A 23,950-nucleotide genomic window follows, 5' to 3' on the forward strand; every position below is an offset into this window, starting at 1 on the left:
TCACGCCGTCGGTACTGGCGCGGCCGCGGGGATGAGGCCGGACGATTTCAAATCGTCCCAAAACGCGGCCGGGATCGGCGTCGAGATCGCGGCAACATTCCCCACGACGTGCTCGCGCGTCAGCGCTCCCTGGACGACAGCGGTCACCGCTGGATGCGCATAGACGAACTGGGTGGCGGCGGTTGGAAGCGATACGCCATGCCGTTCGCAGACAGCCTCTAGAGCTTCGACCTTACGGACGATCGCTTCAGGCGCGGGCTGGCAATCATAGGTCCGCGTCGTTGTCATCGACTTGCTGCCCTCGGCGAGAATGCCCGAGTTGTAGATTCCGGCGGCGATGATGCCGATGCCGCGACGCTGCATTTCGGGATAGAAATGGTCAAGCGCCCCATGGTTCAGAAGGGTGTAGCGTCCGGCCACCATGGAGCAGTCGAGATCGAACTCCTCCGCCACCTGCAGGACCGAAGCGGTCTCGTTGACACCGAGGCCGACTGCCTTGACGGAACCCGTCCGGCGTAACTCGTCGCAGGCTTTGTAGCCACTGGCCCTTAGCGCGGACAGATGCGTGTCGTACGCCTCACGATGCCATTCGCCGCTCACGTCATGGAGATAGAGGATATCGATGTGGTCCATTCCCATGCGCTGTTGGCTGTCCTCGAACGCACGCATGATGCCGTCGTAAGAATAGTCGTACTCGTCGACGAACGGCAGCGCCTTGACCCAGTCGATGCCATAGAGGCTTTCGGCACGTTTAGCGCGGCTTTCAGGCTTGAGGATGCGTCCCGCCTTGGTGCTGACGACGACCTTGCCCACGAGATCGTTGTTCCGCAGGACATGGCCGAGGGAGTGTTCCGACTTTCCGAGCCCGTACAAAGGTGCCGTGTCAAAATAGCGGACACCTAGCTCGTAGGCCTTGAGTACCACCGCCTCGAATGTCGGGAAGCTGACGTCGACATTGCAGCCACCGAGCGGCGACGTTCCGAGCCCAAGCGAGGTCAGCCTCACATCCGTCTTTCCAAGTTTTCTTTCCAACATGGGTGGTCGATCCTGTTTCAATGAATTGTAGGGCGGACGGCCGCGCGGGCCGTCCGCTGTTGTCCGATTACATGTACTTTTCGACGTTGGTGGAATCGAGGATCAGCCACGGCACGGTGTAGTCCTTCTGCGTGCCGTCTTTCCATTCCATCAGCGAGCCCCAGATTTCGGACTGCGGCTTGTAGCTTTCGCCCTTGATCGCACGAAGGGCGAGGTCAACCGCGCCCTGGCCTTCGGCGCGGGCGTACTTGTAAAGGCTGACCGCCATTTCGCCCTTCTTCACGGCGCGCTTGGCGTCCGGAATACCGTCGATCGCCAGGACAGGAACCGTCTTGAGGTCGATGCCGGAGCTCTTCATCGCTTCGATCGCACCCAGTGCCATTTCGTCGTTCTCGGCGAGGACGCCGTTGATCTGGCCCGGATGGGCGAGCAGCCAGTTCTCCATCAGAGCCTGACCTTCGGCGCGGCTCCAGTTGCCGGTCTTGTTCTCGATGAGCTTGAGGTTGGGGAACTTGGCCAGGCCTGCGTCGATGCCGGCGCGGCGCTCGATCTGGGCCGACTGGCCGATCGGTCCTTCCATGAGGACGACGTTGCCCCCGTTCGGAAGGCGCTTGCCGAGCTCTTCAGCAATAATGCGGCCGCCTTCGGTGTCGTTGACGATGATCGACGCGGTGTAGTTCGTCGACTTCGTCTTGAGCGCCGACACGATCAGCGGGATTTTCGCTTCGGCGGCCTTGTCGATCGGCGGTGCCGAGGCTTCAAGGTCGAACGGAGCCATGATGATCGCATTGAACTGCTGGGTGATCGCGGTGTCGATCTGGTTGGCCTGGGTCAGCGGGTCGTATTTGCCGTCGAAGACGGTGATTTCGACCTCGCCGGACTTCACGGCGGGGTGGTTCTTGATTTCCGTCGACCAGGCCTTCATGTATTCGCCTGACTCACCGAATGATAGGGCTGCGATGCGGATCTTGTCTTGCGCGACCGCCAATGTCGGTCCGGCCAGTGTTGCCGCGGCGAGTGCCAGTCCCGCGCCTGCCTTGAGCAGGCTCCTCCTAAACATCTGCATTTTATTGATCTCCTCTGGTTTAAAAGCTGCCCGAACACGCCTCTCATGCCCGGGCATTGTCGCCGACCACGTCGGCGGCAATTCCGAAATTGGCTATTTGCGGATTTGGTCGGCCACGACCGCGACCACGATGATGGTGCCTTTGAGCACCTGCTGGTAGTAGGACGACACCCCCATCAGATCCATGCCGTTATTGATGGTGCCAATGATCAGCGCGCCGATCAGAGTGCCAAGCAATGACCCACGGCCGCCTGCGAGGCTGGTGCCGCCGATGACGACGGCGGCGATGGCGTCGAGCTCGTAGCCGATACCCGCCTGCGGCAGCGCCGCGGTTGTGCGCGCGGTCAACACAAGCCCAGCCAGGCCGGCCAAGAGGCCTGAGATGACGTAGGTCGCGCCGACGATAATTTTCGTCGAGATGCCGCTCGTACGCGCTGCTTTCTCATTGCCGCCGACAGCGTAGACGTAGCGACCGAAGGTCGTGTAATTCAGAACGACCCATCCGATGATGAATACGAGAAACAGGATGACAATCGGAACCGGGATGTACATGACCTGGCCCGAGCCGATCCACTTGTAGGCGTCGGAAAGGTTGGGGATCGGGCTTCCTTGGGAGAAGATCAAGGTCAGACCGCGGGCTACGCTCAACATTCCAAGCGTCACCACGAACGGCGGAACCTTGATTGCCGCCACGAGGACGCCGTTCACTAGGCCGAGGCCCGCGCCCACAGCAAGTCCGGCCAAGATGCCGATAAGAACGAAATGTTCGTTGGTTTCGGTTACCAGGCTGGCCGCGATCATGCCGGCAATTGCCATGACCGAGCCTACGGACAAGTCAATGCCTTTGGTCAGGATCACGAAGGTGACACCGATCGCCAGAATGCCGTTGATGGACGACTGGCGAACCAGATTCAGCCAGTTCGGCCAACTCATGAAATACGGACTGGCGAACGAAAAGAACGCCACGATCAGGAAAAAAACCAAGACAATGCTGAATTGCCTTATGATCTCTCCGGCACGGAAGCTTGCCGGTTTTCCCACAGCGATTGTATTCATTTCTCGAATCCTCCCCTTGACGGATTGGGGCTGTCGTCAGCTCGCCAAATCCATGAGCGTCTGTTGTGATGCCTCGGCACCGTCGACGATGTTGACGAGCTGGCCCTGTTTGAAAATCGCGATCCGGTCGCTGAGCTGCATGATCTCCGGTGCCTCGGAAGAAACCACGAGAACGCCGTTACCCTTTGCCGCGAAGTCGCGCAGGAACGCGTAGATCTCCTGTTTCGAACCTTCATCGATGCCGCGCGTCGGCTCGTCGCAAATCAGGAGCTTCGGATTCGTCAGGAGGCATCTGGCCAGCACGACTTTCTGCTGGTTTCCGCCCGACAATGTTTCGACGGCGACGTCCGGCGAGGCCGATTTGATCCGCTGGGAGACGATCATGTCTCGGACCGCGCTGCGCTCTTTGTCACCTCGGATAAAACCGCTGACAGCCATCAAGGCGAGCGAGGAGAGCGTGATGTTGTGAGCAATCGACGCCGACAGTACGAGCCCGCTATCCTTGCGATCCTCGGTCACCATCGCCATTCCACGTTGGATCGCTTCCTTGGGGCTGCCCGGTCTCACCCTGCCGCCGTTGAAGACAACCTCACCTCCAGTCGGCGAATGCAACCCGAATATCGTTTCGAGGAATTCGGTTCGTCCGGACCCGAGTAGGCCGTAGATGCCGACCACTTCGCCCGATGCGACGTCCAACGAGATGTCCCGAAAGTGGGTACCTCTGGCCAGATTCGAGACTGAAAGGAGGATCGGCGCGTCTTCGAGAGGCTTGCCCTTCTCGACGAGCTTGACTTCTCGCCCAACGATCTGTGTCACGAGATGACGACGGTCGATGTCCTTAATATTTCCAGTCTCAATAAAACGGCCGTCACGGAATACCGTGTATTCATCCGCAATCTCGAAGATTTCGGTGAGTTTGTGAGACACATAGATAATCGCGGAACCACGCGCGGTGATCTTGCGGAGCGCGTTGAACAAGACGTGGACTTCGTGTTCGCCGATCGCCGAAGTCGGCTCGTCCATAATGACGACATGTGCACGGTAGCTGAGCGCCTTGGCGATTTCGACGAGCTGAACTTGGGCGAGGCTCAGTTCCCCCATCTTCTTACGGGCGTCGACCTCGAAACCTAGTTCATCAAGGAAGGCTTGAGCGTCCTTTCGCATCTGAGCGAAATCGACAAAAATGCCAAGCCGCTTCGGTTCACGGCCAAGGTAAAGGTTCTCGGCGACGGTCATCTCGGGAACGGGAGAAAGCTCCTGGGTGATAATGGCGATCCCGTGGCGCAGAGCGTCTGCTGCGCCTTTGAAGTCGACTTGTTCACCATCGATCTCAACCGTTCCTCCATCGCGGCGGAGCAATCCCATCGTGATATTGAGAAAGGTCGACTTTCCCGCTCCGTTACCACCGCACAAAGCATGGACCGTGCCGGCCTTTAGGGTCAGTCGCCCGTCGACCAGCGCCGGAACGCCGTTGAACGACTTTTGCACGCCCTCTGCCCGGAGAAGCACGCGTTCCGGGGGAGATAGCGCGGTTGATACTTCAATCTTCTCAGTTGCGTTGACCATGATATGACGTCATACCTCATAGAATCGAAAACTACGCCGCTCTAAGCGCGCGGCATTCGCGCTGGCTCTAGGCGCTCTCCAATCCCAGGATCGCGCGCGCCTCGTCCGGTGTGGCAGGATCGCGTCCAACTTTCTGGGCGACCTCCACAGCACGGGATATGATCTCTGCGTTCGTGGGTGTCCCGAACTCACGATAGGGGTAATCGCCAATGCCAATCGCCATATGGCCGCCCAGTCGGCAAATCGCAGGAGCGATGTTCAGTAGATTGCCACCCAGGCAATTCACCGTCCACTCGATGGGCCGGTCGTCTGGCAGGAATGCAAGATGCGCCATGAGACCAGCCTCGGTCGGCGGATGCCCCGTTATGTATCGCCCTCCGGTGAGGTGGAGGAGAAAATAAGCAGGGCCCGTCACGAGACCCGCATCCATCAGGGCGATGGCGCGACGCGTGAATCCAACGGACCATGAAACCAGTTTCGGCTTCACGCCTCTTTCGGCTAAGGTACGCGCATAATGCGCGAGGCTTTCGGTCGTGTTCAGATACAGCCGCTCGGGGTTTTCGAAGGTGCGCTTCTCGGCGTCCCAAATTTCGAGATTGGCCGATCCTGTATCGATCGGAGCGATGTCAGGCCGCGTGGCCGGGTCCGATGCCAGGGTTGCAACCGTGTCGATGCGCTTCTTGGCGTCGGAGTCATTTGAGATGAAGCCAAGAGTCGGGAGGATCAGCAGATCGGTTGCGTCCCTGACTTTGCGGATGATTTCGGCATTCGCTTCGACGGTGTTCGTCGCGCCTCCGTCAGGCGTTCTCGCGTGGTAATGGAGGATCGCCGCTCCCGCCCTCCGAGCAGCAACGGCGGCCTCAACGATCTCGTCGGCGGTATATGGAATATTTGGGTTGGAGGTACGCGGAGCGTACTCGTTGACCCTAGCTTCGAGGATGATCTTCTTTTGCATCGCCCGATCCTTATGCCGCCACTGAACCAACAGTGCCCGCCTTGGCGCGGAGGAAGAAGTCATCGGCACCAACCTGTCCGCCCTTCAGCATGACTTCGAGGCCATCGATCTCGGCGTCCCCCGGCGCTTCCAGACGGCAGACATGGCAATTCTGAACTTCATCGAAAACTGCGATCTCAAGAGCTTCCGCTCCGACTGTCCGTACCGCGTAGCTCGAACTGTCCCCGCCGGAAAAAACGATGCGCGGCAAGGAAACGACGCGACGCACGGCCCGGGCAACATCGCAGTAGATGGCTCCCAAACGTTCCGCCGGGACCTCGCCGCCGGCCACCCGGCCGGACTGACCGCGGGCCGTGTAGATGATTGTGGGACGACCACGATCAAGCCCTTCGACAGCCCTTAGAGCGGCCTCCCGAGCAACTCCCGCAGCCTGGTCGTCGGACTCTATCTTGGAAACATCCAAATGGACCATCTTCCAGCCTGCAGCTTCCGCCGCCGCGATCTGGCGTCCAGTCTGGAGGGCGCAGCTGCCGGATAACACCAGGAGATTTTCGACCCCGGTGATTTCGGTCTTCACCGGCATGGACGAAGTTAGCAGCCCCAAACGTGCCCAAAGCGCTCCAAGTTGTTGCGCAAGGCCTTGAGCTGCAAGCGCAAACATAGGCAGCTTGGGATACCGCGCCCAAAGCAAATCGGCGACAGCAGCGAGATCAGTGTTTTCGAGGCCATCGAAAATGACCCCCGCCCCCTCTTGGAAAGCCTTAAACACGCGCTCGTCCATGGCTGAACGGTTGCGGATCATGGGCAGCGTGACATTGGTGAATTCCCTGTCCGTCTGCCCGGCCAGATGCATGCGCAAATCGGCCTCGTGCATCGGCGTCCTGGGATGGCACGACATGCTTGGGTGACGGTCAAGCCGCTCGATCCTGTCCGCGAAGCGCGCGAAATGGTTTCCGAAACATGTGTAGCGCCCAAAGTCCGGAGTCGCGGCGAGGACCGAAACGTCCCTTTTTCCGAAGTGGGCCGCGGCGCGCTCCAGCACGGCACCGTAGCTTCCAACGGTCGGCGACGAGTCGAACGTCGAGCAGATCTTGTATTGAATGAACGGACTGTCGAGGGTGCGAATGATCGAAAAGGCGCTGTCGAGTTCCTCATCGAGTTCGACTCCCGACAATGCCCGCGCGGTGCCGGCGAAACCAAGAACGTCATAGGATTGAGAATCCGCGGCCGCTTTCTCCACGGAAGGACGCGCCAGATACAGCTTGCCCTTCACACCGCTCCGATGGAACTGCGCCAGATTTTCGGACGAGCCCGTGAAGTCGTCGCCGTAAAACACGGCCTTGAGCCTGCCAGCTGATGTCATCGGATTCTCCCAATCTCGCGGCCGAGGATATCTGCCTCCGTACTTCGGCCGTGCTCCACTCTTGACAATACTAATAGAAGCGGCTCATAACTCTGTCAAGATCATACCTTATACCTCATACCTTATATCTCAAAAATGGAGGACAAAATGAGACTGTCTGGACGCACCGCCGTGGTGACCGGCGCAGGCCGAGGCATTGGACTAGCGATCGCTGAAGCCTACATTCGCGAAGGCGCGAACGTAGTCATCGTCGACCGGGATCGGGAGGTTGCCAACGAGGCGGCGGCGCGGCTGGGTGACCGGGCGCTCGCCGTTCAGGCCGATATTTCGGTCAACGAAGACGTCGAGTCGATCGTTAAGGAAACGCTCGGCCGATTCGGCACTGTCCAGATCCTCGTTAACAACGCCGGCGTGGGGGCGACCACGCTGTTCCTTGAAAGCTCGAGGGAGGAATTCGAGCGCGTCGTCCGGATCAACTTGACGGGGACATTTCTCGTGGCGCAGGCGTTCGCAAGGATTATGGCGGCCAAAGGCTATGGGAGGATCATCAACATTGCTTCACTCTCCGGTCAGAAGGGCGGCGTCGGCCGTTCGGCTTATGGTGCCTCAAAGGCAGGCGTCGAGCTCCTCACCAAGGTGATGGCGGTCGAACTCGCGGAATCAGGCATCAATGTGAACAACATCGCGCCCGGTCCGATATTGACCGAGGTGTCGAAGGTCATGCATACCGTCGAAACGCGCGAAGCCTATCATCGACTTGTTCCGCAACGCCGTTACGGCGAGCCCTCGGAGATCGCCGACGCCGCGGTGTTCCTGGCGAGCGACGATGCTGCCTATATCACCGGGCACACCTTAAACGTCGATGGCGGGTTCTTGGCGGCTGGCCTGATGTTCCCATTCGACCCGAAAGCCTCGAAGCGACTGGGGCAAATCAGAGAATAGGCTCAATAAGGGGCCAGCTCGACCGTTGGGCATTTGTCGCAGAACGTAAAACGCGGTATGACCTCGTACCTTCCTCAATTCTGAACGGAGCGTGACCAGGAATGCTGTCTGTTGATCCCAAAAAAATCCCGAGCAGGTTGGACATAGCGCTCGACTATATTACGGGCGAGATTGCCAATGGAAACCTTGGGCCCGGCGACAAACTGCCCAATGAAAAGGAGCTGGCCCAGCTTCTCGGCATCAGCCGTACACCAATCAGAGAGGCGATCAAGACACTTGCGGTGTCGGGGCTCGTCGAGACGCGCCATGGGTTCGGCAATTACATCCGCAAGGACGAAGGCCTTCCGGCTATGCCGTTAGCCATGTTCCAGCTTTATCTTCAGAGCTCCACACCCGAAATGCTGATGGAGTTGCGATACATTTTCGATCGCAACTGTTCTGAGCTCGCTTCTTTGCGGCGCACGGACGGAGATCTCGCGATCATGAGGGAGTGCATCGACCGACTGAAAAGACTGTCGGAGGATCCGGACTCCCCAATCGAAGAGCTTCTCAAGGCTGATCTGGATTTCCATCGAGCGATTTATAAAGCCGCTGGAAACCCGTTAATCGTGGTCATTGCGGAATTCGTGCTGAATATGGTTGCTCCGTGGGTCCAGAAATCGCTTGAAGTCAGCGGCAAATGGCGCGCCGTCGGTCTTCACGAACACATGTATGAAATGATCCGCGACAGGAAGACTGGAGACCTCAGCCGCGAGAGCGTCGAGGAGAACATGGAACACTTCCGTACATCCTTGCTGAAATAACAGCCCAAACTCGAAGGAGAAAGCATGGCGCACCCCGCATTCCGATCAGGTCGCACCGCCGTCATCACGGGGGCTGCCTCAGGTATCGGCTTGGCGGCGGCGAAGCGCGCTGCCTCGCTCGAAATGGCGGTGGTGCTGGTCGACCTTCCGGGCGAGCGTCTTGTGCACGCCGCAAATCAAATCAAGGCTTTGGGCGCGCGTGTGATGTCGATGGCAATCGATGTCTCCGAGATGGATGCCACGAACCAAGCGGCAGCTCAGGCCGCAGCCGAGATGCCGCCGATCACTGTAGTGATGAACAATGCCGGGATGGGTCGGCCGTCGACAGCTGTCGGCGAGCGGGAGGCGTGGCAACACACGCTGGCAGTTAACTTTTGGGGCGTCCTGAATGGAACACAGGCGTTCTTCCCTTTCATCGAAGCTCATGGCGAGAGGGCCGTCATCATCAACACTGGCTCAAAACAGGGAATTACGACGCCTCCGGGAAACCCTGCCTACAACGTTTCCAAGGCCGCAGTAAAATCCTACACCGAAGCGCTTGCACACGAATTGCGGAACCGGGAGAATTGCGCTGTGTCAGCGCATCTGCTCATTCCCGGCTGGGTTCATACGGCGATGACCGCGCCCTCCGGCGAAAAGGATGCGGCGACCTGGACGCCTGAACAGACCATCGACTTTATGCTCCATAGCCTGGAGCGGGATGACTTCTACATTCTCTGCCCAGACAACGAAACTCCGCGGACGCTCGACGAGAGGCGCATCGCGTGGGCGGCCGCCGACATGATCGAGAATCGCCCTGCCCTGTCGCGTTGGCATCCAGATTGGGCAGAGGCGTTCAAGATCTTCGCTCAGCAATGACCCCGGACACGGCCGACTGCGTAGAACCAGTCAACGCTGGCTAGGAAAGGCTGCGGCGCTGGTTCGATGCTCAGAGCCCGAGCGGTGGCGGTGAATTACAAAAACCGTGCTTCCGATTGGCGATTTTCAGGGCGGCCGGTGCGGCCTATCGTCTGAGGCGGCGATCAAGCTCTAGTTCGTGCAGCGGCGCTGAGGCCGCGGCACTTGCCCTCCATTCGACCGCAGGTCCAGTGGGTGGACTAGCTGCGCGAAATCGCGCCAGAATGATATTTGCTGTCCAGGTCGTTGATCGCCCTGACGTTGCCGGCAGACTGGCCACCTTCGTCGAACGTCTTGTCCAGGAACATGTCGGCGATTGCCTTGGCATGCTCCGTTCCTATGACACGGGCACCCATGGTGATGATCTGCGCGTTATTCGAAAGGGCAGCACGCTCGGCGGAGTAGGTGTCGTGTGTCAGGGCGGCGCGAACGCCGGGGACTTTGTTTGCTGCGATGCAGACGCCGATTCCGGTTCCACAAACGAGGATGGCCTTGTCATACGTGCCATCGAGAACGCCCGCGGCCACGCGTTCGGACAGATTGGCATAGAAAGCATCCGGGCCTGCCTCCGTTCGGGACACTTCATACACGTCGAAGCGTCCTTTCAGGTGTTCGGCCAAAACCTTGGCGAGGCCTTCACCAGCGCTGTCTCCTGCAACGGCAACCTTCATTTCTTTCTCCTCAGAGTTTGGCGGCGCATTTCGCGAGGATGTCGAGGTATCCCTCGACATTCCAAGCGGAACGGCCGATGAAAAGCCCGTCAACGTGGGGGCTCGAAATCAGTTCTTCGCAATTCTCGGGATTGACGGAGCCGCCATAGAGGCAGGGGACCTTCCGACCCATCACCGCCCCGGCGACAGCAATAATTTCGGCCTGCCGCGCATCAGCATAGTCAGCGGTCGCCGGGACACCCTTCTCGCCGATCGCCCAGACGGGTTCATAGGCAAAGAGGATCTCTGCCTGCTTCTGCGCAGCGGTCAATTTCGAAAGCGCGCCACGCACCTGCGTAGCCAGGATTTTTGACGCGTTTCCGCTGTCGCGATCTCTTAACGTCTCACCTATGCAGATGAGTGGAATGAGACCGTGCCGGACGGCCGCCTCTGTCTTCAGGGCCACGGTTTCATCAGTTTCACCGAAATGTTCACGGCGCTCGGAATGCCCAAGTTCCACCAGATCGAGCTTGCAGTCCTTCAGCATCAGCGCCGAGACTTCGCCCGTCCACGCGCCACGTTCCGCCCAATGCATATTCTGGGCTCCTACCTTCACGGACGATCCTGCAAGCATCGCCTTGACCTCACGAACAACCGTGAAAGCCGGAATGACGAAGCGCTGGATGCGCGGGTAATCCGGCGTCTCCAAGGCCTTGAGGCCGCTCGCGAAACGCTCCGCCTCGGCAAGCGTTTTGTTCATCTTCCAGCTGGTGCCAATCCAGATGCGTTTCTTCTCAGTCATGTGTGTTTCCTGCATCGATGCGATGTTAAGCCGCCACGGACGCGCCCTGAGGCCAAGGCAGCTCAGGTTTACTATTTGCTCGAGCTATAGAGAGCCCGCCCGGTACCGCTTTCCCATCTCGGCGAGTGGAATGACGTTGATTGAGCTTGCACGGCCGGCTGTTCCAAAGGCCTCGAACCTTTCTCGGCAAAGCTTTGACAGCGCCGTCATTGCAGGCTTTAAATACTTGCGAGGATCGAATTCCGTAGGATCTTCCGCCAATACCCTGCGTACCTGCCCGGTCATGGCCATGCGGCAGTCCGTGTCGATGTTGACTTTGCGTACCCCATGGCGGATGCCCCGCAGGATTTCCTCAAGCGGTACACCCCAGGTCGGTTTCATTTGGCCGCCGAAACGATTGAAGATTTCCTGTAGTTCCTCCGGCACGCTTGAAGAACCGTGCATGACGAGATGCGTGGTCGGGAGTTTCCGGTGAATCGCCTCGATCACATCCATTGCGAGGACGTCTCCGTCCGGACGACGTGAGAACTTGTAGGCACCATGGCTGGTGCCCATTGCGACCGCGAGCGCGTCCACCTTCGTCTCGTTGACGAATTTCGCGGCCTCCTCCGGATCGGTCAGAAGCTGATGTGGATCGAGCTTGCCTTCTACGCCGTGACCGTCTTCGGCTTCACCCATACCGGTCTCAAGCGAGCCTAGAACACCAAGCTCGCCTTCTACTGAGACGCCTGCCCAATGAGCGATCTCGCTGACGTCTTTCGTGACCTTAACGTTGTAGTCCCAGTCCGCCGGAGTCTTGCCATCCGCCCGGATCGACCCGTCCATCATCACCGACGTGAAGCCATGTTGGATTGCAGTGACGCAGGTGCTCGGTTCATTCCCGTGGTCAAGATGGACGCAAACCGGAATATGCGGGTAGATCTCTGTCACCGCATCCATCATGTGTTTCAGCATGATGTCGTTGACATATGCCCGCGCCCCACGGCTCGCCTGCAGAATGACAGGCGAATCCGTGTTATCGGCCGCTTCCATGATGGCAAGTGCCTGTTCCATATTGTTGATGTTGAACGCCGGGACGCCATAACCTTGTTCGGCAGCATCGTCCAACAGTTGACGGAGAGTGATTCTCGCCATGACATCTCACTCGCTGGTTGGGTTGGGATTGAGATAGCTAGCAATCATTTCGACCTCGGTCGCTGACCCGAAGACGAGCGGTGTTCGGCAATGATGGGAGGTCGGGACCTTGTCCAGGATCGCAGATGTGCCGTCCGTCGCCAGCCCTCCGGCTTGCTCCATCAGGAAAGCGATGGGGTTTGCCTCGTAAACCAGGCGAAGCCGTCCGTTTTGGTACCCAGCTCTCTTGTCGGCGGCGTAAAAGAAGACACCGCCCTTGAGCAGGATGCGGTGGAGTTCGCCGACGGCCGACCCTAACCAGCGCATATTGAAATCGCGGCCGCGCGCTCCGTCTTGGCCGGCCAGACAATCCTGAAGATAGAGGTGTAGATCGGCTTGAAGGTGCCGGTGGTTGCAGGCGTTATATGCAAGCTCCGATGTGTCTAGAGGAATTTGGACCTGCCTTCTCACGATCAAGAATTCGCCGGTTTGAGGATGCATCGTCGCCAACAGCACACCTTCGCCTACCGAGAAACCGAGATCCACCGTGTTGCCGAATGACACGTAACCAGCGGCCGCTTGTCGCCGTCCGGGGACGAGAAAGGGGTCTTCAGCTTCACTGAATGGAATGATGGAGAAGATCGTCCCGACGGGCGCGCCTAGTCCAACATTGCCCGACCCGTCGATCGGGTCGATCGCGACGGCAAAATCCTGGCCGTTGAATACTAGCGGCTCGTCGGCCTCCTCGGACAACACGCGAGCAGCCCCTGCCCGCTCCAGAATCTCGACGAACAATTCGTGCGATGAGACGTCGATCGCCTTTTGCGAGTCTCCGTCGGAATTTGATCCGACCAGTCGGGCGGGATCGCCCTCCAGAGAACCCGCCGCAATGCGCTCGGACAAAATACAGGCGGCATCCAAGACGCCATTGATCAGTGCCGCGACACACCGCCGGGCCGGGTCCTCACCGACCCACGTCGAGAGGTACGCATCAACCGACTCATACTGGATTTGGGTCTGGTCGTTCGCGAGAGTTACCGGCGTGCTCATTTGTCACCCCTCACCCTTGCAATGGCGCGCGCGACGATCGCGTCGCGCGTGATCCCGAACTTCTCGTACAATGTCTCGGCCGGAGCGGACGCGCCGAAGCCGGACATCCCGATCACGTCGTCGTCGCTGTCGACATACCTGGTCCAGCCGAACTTCGAGAGCGCTTCCACCGCAATGCGTGGTGCGTCCCCCAGGACCTCGTTCCGGTAATCCCTGGCCTGTCGCTCGAAGAGGTCCCAGCTCGGCATCGACACGACCGCGGCTGGAATGTTTCTGGAATTCAGCTCTTCGGCGGCCTCGATGGCAAGTGCGACCTCCGTTCCGGTGGCGATGAGTGTGACCGCACGCTCGCGACTGGCTTCCCGCAGCACATAGGCTCCCCGCGCGCAGCGATTGGTGCCATCGCGCTCCGACCGCAGCTGGGGGACATTCTGCCGCGAGAGCGCCAGAACAGATGGGGTGTTGTGGCTGCTTATCGCGAGGTCCCAGCACTCCAGCGTTTCGATAGTGTCCGCTGGCCGGAATACGTGCAAGTTCGGCATCGCCCTGAGGCTTGCGAGATGCTCGACGGGCTGGTGTGTAGGGCCGTCTTCGCCGAGACCGATGGAGTCATGCGTCATCACGAAAATGGAGCGGACGCCCATCAGGGCCGCCACGCGAATGGCATTGCGGCAGTAGTCCGAGAAAACGAGAAACGTGCCGCCATACGGTATGAAGCCGCCGTGAACCGCCATGCCGTTCATCGCGGCGGCCATGGCGAACTCCCTCACGCCATAGCTCACATAACGCCCGCTTCCCAGGGCGGTGAAATCGCTGTCGACGGCGGGAACACGGGTCAAGTTCGAGTGGGTGAGGTCCGCCGAGCCGCCGATCATTTCGGGAAGCAACTCCGTCAGCGTCTCCAGCGCAATCTGGCTCGCCTTGCGCGTGGCCACCGATTGCGGTCTGTCGAGCAGCTTCGCCTTAGTGGCGTTCACAGCTTCCTCGTACTGCGGAGGCAATGTGCCAGCGGTGCGCCGCTGAAATTCGCTTTTGAGGTCCGCCTCCGCTGTTTCGAGCCGCGCTTGCCAGTCCTTGCGAGCCGAAGCACCCTTCGCACCGATATCGCGCCATGTGTCCAGGATTTGAGGGGGAATCTCGAAAGGATCTGCCGCCCAACCATAGACCGCTTTTGTCGCGGCGGCTTCGGCTGCGCCCAGCGGTGCGCCGTGCACGGAGCTTGTTCCTGCCTTAGACGGTGAACCGTAACCGATGATGGTTTTTAGAGCGATGAGGGACGGTTTCGATACTTCCGCTTTCGCGTTCGAGATCGCGCGATCGATCGCCTCAGCATCATGACCATCGACGCGTTGTGTGTGCCATCCGTACGCATCGAATCTCGCCAGCACATTTTCCGAAAACGCAATCGCGGTGGAACCATCGATGGTGATGGAGTTATCGTCATAGAGGACGATCAACTTGCCTAGTTGGAGGTGGCCCGCCAGTGAGGCAGCTTCCTGACCGACACCTTCCATGAGGCACCCGTCTCCGCAGAAGACGTAGGTTCGGTGATCGACAAGTCCAGCGCCGAATTCAGCTGCTAGTCGCCGCTCCGCGATTGCCATCCCGACTGCGGAGGCGATCCCCTGGCCCAAGGGCCCGGTCGTCGTCTCGACGCCGGCTGTATGGCCGTATTCCGGATGGCCGGGTGTTTTGGAGCCCCATTGGCGGAAATTGCGAATTTCCTCAATGGTCAGGTCTCTGTATCCGGTGAGGTGGAGAAGGCTGTACAGCAGCATAGAGCCGTGACCATTCGACAGTACAAACCGATCGCGGTCAGGCCACGCAGGATCACTTGAGTCGAATTTGAGGTGCCTGCCGAACAGCACAGCCGCTGCATCAGCCATGCCCATTGGCATGCCGGGGTGACCGGATTTTGCCGCCTCAACGCCGTCGATCGACAGCACCCTAATGGCATTCGCGAGATCCCGGATTGAAACTGCTGACAAGTCCTTCCTCCCCTTTTGGCAACCTAAATGTGGCGCATTTTCGCAAATATCACAAGAAAAAATAACAATCTCACATGAATTTTGTTAGTTTGTGAATGTTCGCAACAACTTAGGGGGTCATACGTCACACCTTCCAAGATCGTGTTGGGATAGTAGGCGTGATCGCGGTCAGCCATCCGTTTACTAGGTTAGGAGGTTCGGGCCCTGCGGAGGTCGGCACATTAGGGCCGCGAGGAGGATGCCACCTTCTGAATATCGCGGTTGTCCGAAATTAGAGGTCGCTGACGTCGTGCGATGCCGCTAGTTGTCTCGGCTTTCCAAATTTTGCGGACGAAGCGTCGAACACAGGACTTCCCGCGGTACTAATCCAGTCGGCTGGGAACTGACGTTACATATATCGGTGGGTTGAACCGGTAGATTCGAAGTGGAGACGTCGGATGCTCCCGCCCTCCTTGAGGACGCGTCATGGGAAAGGCAACTTTGGACATACAGATCGGAAACCTCGGCGTTTATAACTCATCGCCGAGTCGGTACTCCAGCGGTAGGTGGTTCTTCCATATCGCTGGTTTGAACACATCAATACATGAACTATGGGTGCAGCAACGAATTTTCCTGCCCCGGCGGAAGCACCGGCTCTCCTCTTTTCTCCTTAAACCCGGGTTTTGCATGATAAGTAGCCCGACTTTTTGCAGCGTTTGGAGACATTTGTTTTCCTGGCTTTTACGACGTCGCAGGATCGACGGTTTTGCGAGGCCGGCAGTGTCTGCTGTTGACGCAATTCGGCTAGTGAAAGTTTCGACTTTTCACCTTGAGCGTATCGATGTGGAGGTCCGGGATATAAATGTCCCTGGTCTGCACCGCAGGTTTCGGATTATCCCGCGTTTCCCGCCCGCCGCCATGCTTGGCCTGGTCGCCCCGCCCGTGTGGCAACGGGGATTCTCCATCCCTCGCCCCGATATTCGCAAGGTCTGACGACAGATCGAATAGCTGCTGGGCGACTAGGTGAACGACATCGCCCTCCCTCTGAATACGCCCGTTGATCGCCAGCATCGAGGCTCCCAGCGCCACCCGCCTCGATCGCTCGAACAGCTTCGGCCAGATGACCACATTCGCAACGCCGGTCTCGTCTTCAACAGTCATGAAAATCACACCCTTCGCGGAGCCAGGCCGCTGGCGAACGAGAACCAACCCGGCAGCCATCAGCCACCGGCCGTCGCGGGCCGACATGGCTTCCGAACAGGTGACGATCCGGCGTTCGGCGAGTTCTCGACGAAGGAAGGTGACAGGGTGCTCGCGCAAGGTGAGCCCCGTATGCCCATAGTCCAAGACCACGTTGTGCCCTTCCGTCATCTGCCGAAGTTCGACTGCCGGTTCCTGTTGCTCGGCAATCGTTCTTGCCTCCCGCTCCGCAGCCGCGGCGAAGAGCGGCAAAGGCTCGTCTCGCAATGCCTTGATCGCCCAGAGCGCATCGCGCCGTTCGAGTCCGAGCGACGGTAGGAAAGCGTCGGCCTCGGCCAGTTCCACCAGTGACGCGGCCGGAACGCCAGACCGCCGCCACATGTCGTCAACGCTGTCGAAAGGCTGATCGGCGCGGGCCGCGACAATCCTGGCAACGTCGGCAGTGGCCAGGCCGCGTACCATCCGCATTCCAAGTCGGACGGCATGTCGGTCGGAACCGTCTATGGGCTCAAGGGTGCAATCCCATCGTGACCGGTTGATGCAAACGGGACGGACTTCCACGCCATGCTCCCGGCCATCTCGCACGATCTGGGCTGGCGCGTAGAATCCCATTGGCTGCGAGTTCAGCAAAGCCGCACAAAAGACATCGGGGAAATGGCATTTGATATAACTCGATGCATAGGCGATCAGAGCGAAACTCGCCGCGTGACTTTCCGGGAAACCATAGGAACCGAAGCCTTCCAGCTGTCCGAAAGTACGCTTCGCGAATTCTGGTGAGTAGCCGTTGCGGATCATGCCGGTCACCAGCTTTTCCTCGAAGCGCGAGACGCCGCCGCTGAATTTGAAGGTCGCCATAGATTTCCGGAGCTGATCGGCCTCCCCGCCCGTGAACCCGGCACAGACCATTGCGACGCGCATGGCGCTTTCCTGGAACAGTGGCACGCCGAGCGTCTTGTGAAGGACGGCCTCCAGTTCGGGCGTCGGGTATCTGGAGGCGGCGAACTGGTTGATCGCCGCCTTGAACTGCGATCTCGTGCGGACGTATTGGTAGATGGGTCGTTCGCCGTGAAGCTTCAGGACGTGTGAGATACTGCTACCCTCGAACCGGCCGTTCCCTTCGTCGTCCGGGTCGAGAGTTTCGATGATGAATACATCGGGCACCGTGCTCATGGAATCACGTCACCCCAGCCGCCACCGTTTGGACAGGATATCCACATGTCGAGCGTGCCGTGCATCGTACGCTGTAAGGTCCCATTCGAGTATGTGGGCCAACTCTTGAGCGCTAGCATAGGTAGCCCTTTTCGAGGACGCGGTACCCTGTCCTAGACCAAAGTAAACCTTCACCTTCTCGGCATAGGAAAGATTGGAAGCACTGGAATTTTTTCGTGACGTTAGAAGGACGAGATTTCCCAAAGTGTCAGTTATACGGACTCTATCGGCATCCGCAAAAGAAACCCAACCGTTGCCTGGGTTTTGGGGCAAGATATGTTCTACGGTCTTTTGTCCGCTCCATTCGACCGGCTGCTCGCTGATTAAACGATCGAGCCTCTCGAGTATAGCTCGCACGACACGCGTTGGAAACTTGTTGTAGAGCGCGCCGCCGAGCGCTTCTCGGCCTTCCTGAGCTTCATCTGGCGTAAGCCGCAGTGACGCTCGAAGCTTCTCAGGGTCGTTCATGGCTTTCAGGATTTCGACATATCGGTTCATGCGCTGGGTATCGTATTTGCGCGACAGCTGCATCATCCACGCGACGCCCTCAAGGCCCTCTAGCGTTTCCAGCAGAGAGCCCGGTTCAAGGGTCAATGACGCTGCTAGTGCCACGGGCACCCAATCTTTGTTAGGCACCAGCGATAGGCCCGCGAAAGCTTCTTCTGCCGCAGGCCTTATCCCTTCTGGAAACCCAGATGCGTCTACCTGAATTATACGCTCGTATTGTATTTTCGCCGGAGCCAATTCCTCGTCGAGAAACCGTCGCACGTCGGCTGCATCGGCGTCCTTAAAGCGTTCTGTATAGGCATCGCTTAGCGTCCTGCGGTTCTTGCTTTCCTCCTTGATGAACCGAAGCGTTTCGAGAAGCCCTTCGAATTCCTGACGTCCAAGTTCATTCTCGTAATTGCGCCACCGTTGTGCTTGATGCCGCATCTCTTCTTCGTTGCCGAATTTAGCGAGCAGGTCTGCTTTGATCACGTCGGCGTTAGTCAGATCCAGGCCGCGATCGTTGAGTACTTTGAAAATTCGAAGTGCCGCCGCTCGCGACTCCGTGCTCACGACAACCAGGACGCACTTGTTAATTAGGAACGTCACGAGCGACTGTCGGGTCTTCTCGGTCAGCTCGAGGACCATTGATCTGAGAGCCTGTGCATTGGCCCACATGTTTTTCTGAGCTTCCGTCTTGGGCTGTTCTGAAGGCTGCACTTTAGCGGTTGCCCCCGGTCGCTGAACCGACTCCTTGAAGAAGATCCTGTCGTCCTCATGTGCTTTGAGCCTGATGGCTTCCTGCTGATTTAGAAACGCGTTCGGCTCGATGTAAACAATGGAGTCCAGCGCCGACTTTTCTTGCGCAGCGGTAGCGAGATCACGAAGGACGGCACCGAGAATGGTAAGGGTGGTCAGCCTTTGCTGCCCATCGAGAACCTGGCCGACCAACTCGCCGGTCGGCTTTATCAGTACGATGCTTCCCAGAAAGTATGGCTCGTCGGTGGCTTGTTCCAGAGCTTCGAGCAGGTCGACAAGTAGCTGACCTGCTTCCTCAGTACGCCACGCGTATGGTCTTTGATAGCCTGGTATCTCGTGCAGAAACCTGTCGCCCAATACTTCGAAGACGGTGTGCTGATGAGCTGTAATCACGCTGTTCCCCAAATATTTTGTTAGCTGAAGTTAGTTTATGCAATCTTGACGTGATTCTCATCTGGAAACTTGACTGACGGCGGCCTGTTCTGGAACCGTCGTCGGATACTCTTACAACATGACCGCAGGCTCAGTGCCTCTCCCCGTTAGCATGGACAAATTACCATGGTTGCAATTCCCCGCCCCGTTTTTCTTGAAGAATTTGTCAGGCGCTCGCTCTATGCGCGTCTTGTCCGCGTGGATTTCCTGAGTGATCAGCCATATCGCCGGGCAGCTTTCGAATTTGACGGCATCGATGCCGACGACGTGGACGACGCGAAAGGAGAGGTCAAACCTCTTCTCAAGGAAAGTCGGCCATTCGCGCTCGCCAAAATCGTCACGACCCCCGCGCGATTTGAGGAGGTATTGGGCGCAGCCCCGATCGTCGGGACTTGGTTTCGGCTCAAGCTCGATCAGATACCATCGTCTGGATTAATGACTTGGCACTCACAACTCGACGACAATGGATATTATATGCAGTCCCGCACCACGACCGTGGGCGGCTTTCCCCTCGCCGATCCGCTTGCGCCGCCAGCGGGACCTGCTCCGGCCAGCCTGGGAGCGGCGGCGGCGCGCCCTAAGCTTCCCAAAAGCATCGCCGAACTTTCGAGAATTGCGACGGTGCATAGCGATTGGTCCCGGCTGTCGAGCCTTCTCGGCGCGTTGCCGCTACCCGAAAGGATTGTCGTCAGAGACGTTGGACAGGCGAGCTTCTGCTCGTTTCTTAATGCGAATGGCGAATCTTTCGCTCACTTTGATACAGGCCTTCCGGTTTCATGGAACGGCAAGACCGCTCCAAGCGTGATCAATGTCGCTCCTGCCAGTCAGCAAACTGTAATACTCTCTCACTTCGACTGGGACCATTTGCATGCTCCCTACAGCGTCCCCACTTTGCTCGATGCCACCTGGATTGTTCCGAGCCAGAGACTTGGTCCCGGAGCTGCCCGCTTGGCGCTTATCATAGCGCGCAAAGGGAACCTTCATGTCTGGCCTACCGGAAGTGTGAGTGCAAATCCTCTCGCCTATTCCGTAGGTTCATGCTTGGGACCCGTCGAAAGCATCAACGATACAGGCCTTGCGATCCGGACTGTGCTCGCCAGCGGCAAGGTGGCATTGCTTACTGGCGACGTTGATTATTCGCTGCTTCCTAAAGCCCTGAGCGGCCCTTGTGACTACCTACTCGTCAGCCACCACGGCGCTAGGATGAAGCATGGTTCGGCCGCGATCCCTAAACCGACCACAGGCGGAGCCGCAACCGTGTCCTATGGAAGTGGCAACACCTACCGTCATCCTAACCACGTCACGAAGGCGGATCACTCTGCCGCGGGCTGGGGGACATGGAATGAGACAGCCGGCATTCAGTACGTCAAACCGAGAGGGGATCGGTACTTCATCTAGGCTGGCACGAGTACAACCGGACTCAGCTATACCCGTCGAAAGCCCGAAAGATTTCAAGGATTTCTGTCACCTACCCTTGATTGAACTATCCGTCCGAAGGCAAGCTGCACATAAGCTCAGACCTGTATGCGTCTGGCAAAAGGGGACACTTCATGTCGGTTGCTCAACACTCATCAAATCAGAACGCTGTGACGCAGCGTGGTTCTGTTTGGCGCAAATGGGACCTGCATATCCATGCACCCGGGACCAAACTGGCGAACGCGTTCGGACCAGCGGACGACATCGTGTGGGCGGAGTTCATCAACCAACTTGAAGCAAGTGAGGTCCAAGCATTCGGGATCACCGACTACTTCTCTTTCGACACATATCTTCAGGCAAGGTCATCGTATGAACGGCTTGTGCCTGGCGGCGGGAAGCTTTTAATCCCGAACATCGAGTTTCGACTAACTGAAACCGTCAGCGCTGATGGTAAGAACGTAAACACGCACGTTTTGATTGACCCAGACGCGGCAACAGAGGATGCATTGGGGAAGTTCTTAAACGATCTGCAAACGCACATTTCTGTTCGTGGACATGAGACACGACTACGCTGTAGCGAGCTCAAACCGGAACACTATGCCGCCGCGACGGTAAGCATCTATGATATCAAGAAGGCTTTACGGGAAAGCTTCACGCCAGAACAATTTCTGATCGTTACCGCCGCTGGAAACGACGGTCTCCGGGGGGCGGCAAAGAACTCGCAACGTAGCAAGTCCATTTCGGATGAACTCGACCGCTCTAGCCATGCTTTCTTCGGCAAATCGGGAAGCACGGCGTACTTCCTGGGCACCGATCGCTATGAAGACGACCAGGATTCTGATCCGAAGCCGCTGTTCGACGGGAGCGATGCACACTCCTTTGCCGACCTCGCGCGCCTGACCGGGGATGAACCGAACTTCCAATCGACATGGGTCAAAGCCGACCTGTCTTTCCGTGGACTTCGACAAACGGTGTTCGAGCCGGCGCATCGCGTGTACATAGGCGACAAACCGCCTGTCCTCATCCGATCAGAGCGAGAGGCGACGCGGTTCATCGAGCGTCTGGAGATCACCCACGCAAATTCGTATGACGGGCGGAACGGCACTTGGTTCCGCGACGTCAACATCCCGTTTAATCCGGAACTGACTGCGATCATCGGAAACAAGGGAAGTGGTAAGAGCGCGCTAGCGGACATCGTTGCGCTCCTCGGCAACACAAGGCAGGCAAAGCATTTCTCGTTCCTGACGGACAGCCCTTCTAACAAGAAATTCAAGCGGCCCGGTTACGCAGAGCATTTCACTGCTCGCATGACATGGAAGAACGGCTCGTCTACCGAAAAGTTGCTGAGCGGGGACCCCGATGTCCTCAAGCCGGAGGCAGTCAAGTATCTGCCGCAGAACTACTTCGAGAGCTTGACCAACGAGATTGAGGTCCAGGAGTTGCGGCGAGAAATCGAAGACGTCGTATTCTCCCACGTTGACCCTGCAGACAGGATCGACGCTGCCACGTTTCGGGAGCTCGAGGACCGAAAGACTTCCGCGAGCCGGCAAGAAGCTAGTCAGCTGAAGGCACGCCTCCGTGAGTTGAACATGAAAATCATCGATCTGGAGGAGCAGTCCACGCCCGCCCACCGGGCATCTCTCGTGGCGCAATTAGAGAATTTGCAGAGCCGACTGTCGGTCCTCGAGGCATCGAAACCGCCCGAGGAGAGTGAGCCGCTCGCCGAAACTCCCGAGCAGATCGCGATTTCAGGCAGGATCGCGAAGCTCACCACCTTGGTCGCCGAGTTGGAGACGCGGGAAAAAGACGCCCATACCCGGCAAGCTGCTTTAAAAAAAGAACTGCAGGACTTGGCGGAGCTGACCGAACAGGTGAGTTCAATCAAGTCTCGTGTCGATGCCGACAAACTCGCCATCGTCGAAAAGTACGCTTTCCTTGGTCTGGACATCGACGCCACGATCGACGTGAGCATTGACCTGACGGCTGTCGAGGCACGTACGCAAGAAATCGCCACAGCCATTTCCGCCCTGGAAATTGACAGTACGGTCGCCTTTGGTGACGACACAGACATGTCGGTTCTCACGAGCATTCCTGACCTACGATCCGCGATTGAGTTCATTTCGGCAGAGATCACCTCGCGCAGAACCGCTCTGTCCGCTCCCTTGCAACGGTACCAGAAATATACCCAGGCGTTGAAGGAGATCGAAGGGCAAATCTCCGAAATTGTCGGCGATCGCCTAGCTCCGGTTCCCGGAACGTTTGCCGATCTCGAAGCACGCATCAAAAGGATCGACGAGCAATTGCTCGACGAACTTTCGCGCGCTTACAAGGAGCGGCACGAACTATCCGCCGCGATCTTCGAGTGTAAGAAAAAGATCAAGACCTTCTACGAAGATCTGAAGTCCAAGGTGGAGGCGCGGTTGGCTTCGGTCAGCACGGGAGACTTCAAGGTGTCCATCGATGCCTCGTTTGTGCAGTCACCCAAATTCGCCGACGAGTTTTTCGGTCATCTCAACCAGAACGTCCAAGGTCCATTCCGTGGCGTCGCGGAAGGAGATTCCGAACTTAGACGCCGTTTAGCGGGCGTTGATTGGAATTCTTTGGATAGTATCCTGACATTCGTCGATGGCATCATTTCCGCAATGAAGGGTCACGACGCCAAGCGCCAAGCCAAAGACCTCAAGAAGCTTTATGACTTCATCTATTCTTTCGAATATTTCGAGGCTCGTTATGAGTTGAGGCTCGGTGGTAAAGACCTGAACCAACTCTCACCGGGTGAGAAAGGCCTTCTTCTTCTGGTGTTCTACCTGCATCTCGACATGGACAACACGCCGCTGATCATCGATCAGCCGGAAGACAATCTGGACAACGACAGCATTTTTGCCGTTCTGGCTAAATGCATAAGGGAGGCGAAGAAGTCTCGGCAGGTCATCCTGGTCACGCACAATCCGAACCTTGCGGTTGGTGCTGACGCGGAACAGATCGTTTACGTCCGGCTCGACAAGGTGAACGGGTACAAGTTTAGCTACGAGAGCGGCTCTATAGAAAACCCGAATACGAACGGGCACGTGGTCAAGGTTCTTGAGGGTTCTCGGCCAGCCTTCGTCCAGCGTCGCTTAAAGTATCATATAGTGTGAGCGGGCGTGATGCTCACCCTCAGACCATCGTATTTCGGACCGCAAC

Annotated in this window: 17 protein-coding genes and 1 pseudogene; 5 read left to right on the forward strand and 13 right to left on the reverse strand. The window is 58.0% G+C overall.

The annotated features are described in order from the left end of the window. The 6 genes from PO860_RS13010 to PO860_RS13035 form a co-directional block, all read right to left on the reverse strand. Window positions 1-1,035 carry an aldo/keto reductase gene (locus PO860_RS13010; RefSeq protein ID WP_126908096.1) on the reverse strand — a complete coding sequence of 345 codons (1,035 nt, stop codon included), beginning with the start codon at window positions 1,033-1,035 and terminating at the stop codon, window positions 1-3. 67 nt (window positions 1,036-1,102) lie between these two features. Then, window positions 1,103-2,101 carry a substrate-binding domain-containing protein gene (locus PO860_RS13015; RefSeq protein WP_097630349.1) on the reverse strand — a complete coding sequence of 333 codons (999 nt, stop codon included), beginning with the start codon at window positions 2,099-2,101 and terminating at the stop codon, window positions 1,103-1,105. 93 nt (window positions 2,102-2,194) lie between these two features. After that, window positions 2,195-3,157: an ABC transporter permease gene (locus PO860_RS13020; protein WP_126908095.1), complete on the reverse strand. Its 963-nt coding sequence runs from the start codon at window positions 3,155-3,157 to the stop codon at window positions 2,195-2,197. Window positions 3,158-3,193: 36 nt separating this feature from the next. Then, the gene (locus PO860_RS13025; protein ID WP_275037858.1) at window positions 3,194-4,723 is read right to left on the reverse strand and encodes a sugar ABC transporter ATP-binding protein; all 1,530 of its coding nucleotides are present in this window, start codon (window positions 4,721-4,723) and stop codon (window positions 3,194-3,196) included. A gap of 67 nt (window positions 4,724-4,790) precedes the next feature. Next, window positions 4,791-5,678, reverse strand: coding sequence for a beta-keto acid cleavage family enzyme (locus tag PO860_RS13030; RefSeq protein WP_275037859.1), 888 nt, complete (start codon window positions 5,676-5,678; stop codon window positions 4,791-4,793). 10 nt (window positions 5,679-5,688) lie between these two features. Beyond that, window positions 5,689-7,041, reverse strand: coding sequence for a four-carbon acid sugar kinase family protein (locus PO860_RS13035; RefSeq protein WP_097630342.1), 1,353 nt, complete (start codon window positions 7,039-7,041; stop codon window positions 5,689-5,691). A 147-nt stretch (window positions 7,042-7,188) separates the two neighbouring features. Here PO860_RS13035 and PO860_RS13040 point away from each other — a divergent pair, with 147 nt between their 5' ends. The 3 genes from PO860_RS13040 to PO860_RS13050 all read left to right on the forward strand — a co-directional run bounded on the left by PO860_RS13040 (window position 7,189) and on the right by PO860_RS13050 (window position 9,644). Further along, window positions 7,189-7,983: an SDR family NAD(P)-dependent oxidoreductase gene (locus PO860_RS13040; RefSeq protein ID WP_275037860.1), complete on the forward strand. Its 795-nt coding sequence runs from the start codon at window positions 7,189-7,191 to the stop codon at window positions 7,981-7,983. A gap of 101 nt (window positions 7,984-8,084) precedes the next feature. Next, on the forward strand, window positions 8,085-8,786 hold the full coding sequence (locus tag PO860_RS13045) for a FadR/GntR family transcriptional regulator (RefSeq protein WP_126908090.1): 702 nt from the start codon (window positions 8,085-8,087) through the stop codon (window positions 8,784-8,786). A gap of 24 nt (window positions 8,787-8,810) precedes the next feature. Continuing rightward, window positions 8,811-9,644: an SDR family NAD(P)-dependent oxidoreductase gene (locus PO860_RS13050; RefSeq protein ID WP_275037861.1), complete on the forward strand. Its 834-nt coding sequence runs from the start codon at window positions 8,811-8,813 to the stop codon at window positions 9,642-9,644. A gap of 239 nt (window positions 9,645-9,883) precedes the next feature. Here the strand turns inward: PO860_RS13050 and derI are convergent, their stop codons facing one another. From derI to PO860_RS13085, 7 genes and pseudogenes are all read right to left on the reverse strand, one after another. Further along, complete coding sequence (gene derI, locus PO860_RS13055; RefSeq protein WP_126908088.1) at window positions 9,884-10,354, reverse strand: D-erythrulose-4-phosphate isomerase; 471 nt, start codon at window positions 10,352-10,354, stop codon at window positions 9,884-9,886. 10 nt (window positions 10,355-10,364) lie between these two features. Then, window positions 10,365-11,135: a triose-phosphate isomerase gene (locus PO860_RS13060; RefSeq protein ID WP_126908087.1), complete on the reverse strand. Its 771-nt coding sequence runs from the start codon at window positions 11,133-11,135 to the stop codon at window positions 10,365-10,367. Window positions 11,136-11,219: 84 nt separating this feature from the next. Further along, window positions 11,220-12,269: a class II fructose-bisphosphate aldolase gene (fba, locus tag PO860_RS13065; protein WP_126908086.1), complete on the reverse strand. Its 1,050-nt coding sequence runs from the start codon at window positions 12,267-12,269 to the stop codon at window positions 11,220-11,222. A 6-nt stretch (window positions 12,270-12,275) separates the two neighbouring features. Next, window positions 12,276-13,298, reverse strand: a complete 1,023-nt coding sequence (locus PO860_RS13070; protein ID WP_126908085.1) for a class 1 fructose-bisphosphatase — start codon at window positions 13,296-13,298, stop codon at window positions 12,276-12,278. Further along, the gene (gene tkt / locus PO860_RS13075) at window positions 13,295-15,286 is read right to left on the reverse strand and encodes a transketolase (RefSeq protein ID WP_275037862.1); all 1,992 of its coding nucleotides are present in this window, start codon (window positions 15,284-15,286) and stop codon (window positions 13,295-13,297) included. Before tkt ends, PO860_RS13070 begins: the two co-directional genes overlap by 4 nt. 783 nt (window positions 15,287-16,069) lie before the next feature. Beyond that, window positions 16,070-17,452: pseudogene (locus PO860_RS13080) on the reverse strand (helix-hairpin-helix domain-containing protein); the annotation flags it as partial. A gap of 192 nt (window positions 17,453-17,644) precedes the next feature. After that, window positions 17,645-19,312 (reverse strand): DUF262 domain-containing protein, encoded by a 1,668-nt coding sequence (locus PO860_RS13085; protein ID WP_275037863.1) that lies wholly within the window; start codon window positions 19,310-19,312, stop codon window positions 17,645-17,647. Window positions 19,313-19,477: 165 nt separating this feature from the next. Between PO860_RS13085 and PO860_RS13090 the strand changes: the two genes are divergently transcribed. Then, complete coding sequence (locus PO860_RS13090) at window positions 19,478-20,749, forward strand: ComEC/Rec2 family competence protein (protein WP_275037864.1); 1,272 nt, start codon at window positions 19,478-19,480, stop codon at window positions 20,747-20,749. A gap of 152 nt (window positions 20,750-20,901) precedes the next feature. Beyond that, complete coding sequence (locus PO860_RS13095) at window positions 20,902-23,904, forward strand: TrlF family AAA-like ATPase (RefSeq protein ID WP_275037865.1); 3,003 nt, start codon at window positions 20,902-20,904, stop codon at window positions 23,902-23,904. Window positions 23,905-23,950 lie beyond the last annotated feature (46 nt).

The sequence above is a fragment of the Rhizobium binxianense genome (genome assembly GCF_028994275.1).
Classification (GTDB): Bacteria; Pseudomonadota; Alphaproteobacteria; order Rhizobiales; family Rhizobiaceae; genus Rhizobium; species Rhizobium binxianense.

What these genes read in the sequence shown, in the direction of transcription:
- PO860_RS13010 (WP_126908096.1), bottom strand. Translation starts at nt 1,035, where the DNA reads ATGTTGGAAAGAAAACTTGGAAAGACGGATGTGAGGCTGACCTCGCTT.
- PO860_RS13015 (WP_097630349.1), bottom strand. Translation starts at nt 2,101, where the DNA reads ATGCAGATGTTTAGGAGGAGCCTGCTCAAGGCAGGCGCGGGACTGGCA.
- PO860_RS13020 (WP_126908095.1), bottom strand. Translation starts at nt 3,157, where the DNA reads ATGAATACAATCGCTGTGGGAAAACCGGCAAGCTTCCGTGCCGGAGAG.
- PO860_RS13025 (WP_275037858.1), bottom strand. Translation starts at nt 4,723, where the DNA reads ATGGTCAACGCAACTGAGAAGATTGAAGTATCAACCGCGCTATCTCCC.
- PO860_RS13030 (WP_275037859.1), bottom strand. Translation starts at nt 5,678, where the DNA reads ATGCAAAAGAAGATCATCCTCGAAGCTAGGGTCAACGAGTACGCTCCG.
- PO860_RS13035 (WP_097630342.1), bottom strand. Translation starts at nt 7,041, where the DNA reads ATGACATCAGCTGGCAGGCTCAAGGCCGTGTTTTACGGCGACGACTTC.
- PO860_RS13040 (WP_275037860.1), top strand. Translation starts at nt 7,189, where the DNA reads ATGAGACTGTCTGGACGCACCGCCGTGGTGACCGGCGCAGGCCGAGGC.
- PO860_RS13045 (WP_126908090.1), top strand. Translation starts at nt 8,085, where the DNA reads ATGCTGTCTGTTGATCCCAAAAAAATCCCGAGCAGGTTGGACATAGCG.
- PO860_RS13050 (WP_275037861.1), top strand. Translation starts at nt 8,811, where the DNA reads ATGGCGCACCCCGCATTCCGATCAGGTCGCACCGCCGTCATCACGGGG.
- derI (WP_126908088.1), bottom strand. Translation starts at nt 10,354, where the DNA reads ATGAAGGTTGCCGTTGCAGGAGACAGCGCTGGTGAAGGCCTCGCCAAG.
- PO860_RS13060 (WP_126908087.1), bottom strand. Translation starts at nt 11,135, where the DNA reads ATGACTGAGAAGAAACGCATCTGGATTGGCACCAGCTGGAAGATGAAC.
- fba (WP_126908086.1), bottom strand. Translation starts at nt 12,269, where the DNA reads ATGGCGAGAATCACTCTCCGTCAACTGTTGGACGATGCTGCCGAACAA.
- PO860_RS13070 (WP_126908085.1), bottom strand. Translation starts at nt 13,298, where the DNA reads ATGAGCACGCCGGTAACTCTCGCGAACGACCAGACCCAAATCCAGTAT.
- PO860_RS13090 (WP_275037864.1), top strand. Translation starts at nt 19,478, where the DNA reads ATGGTTGCAATTCCCCGCCCCGTTTTTCTTGAAGAATTTGTCAGGCGC.
- PO860_RS13095 (WP_275037865.1), top strand. Translation starts at nt 20,902, where the DNA reads ATGTCGGTTGCTCAACACTCATCAAATCAGAACGCTGTGACGCAGCGT.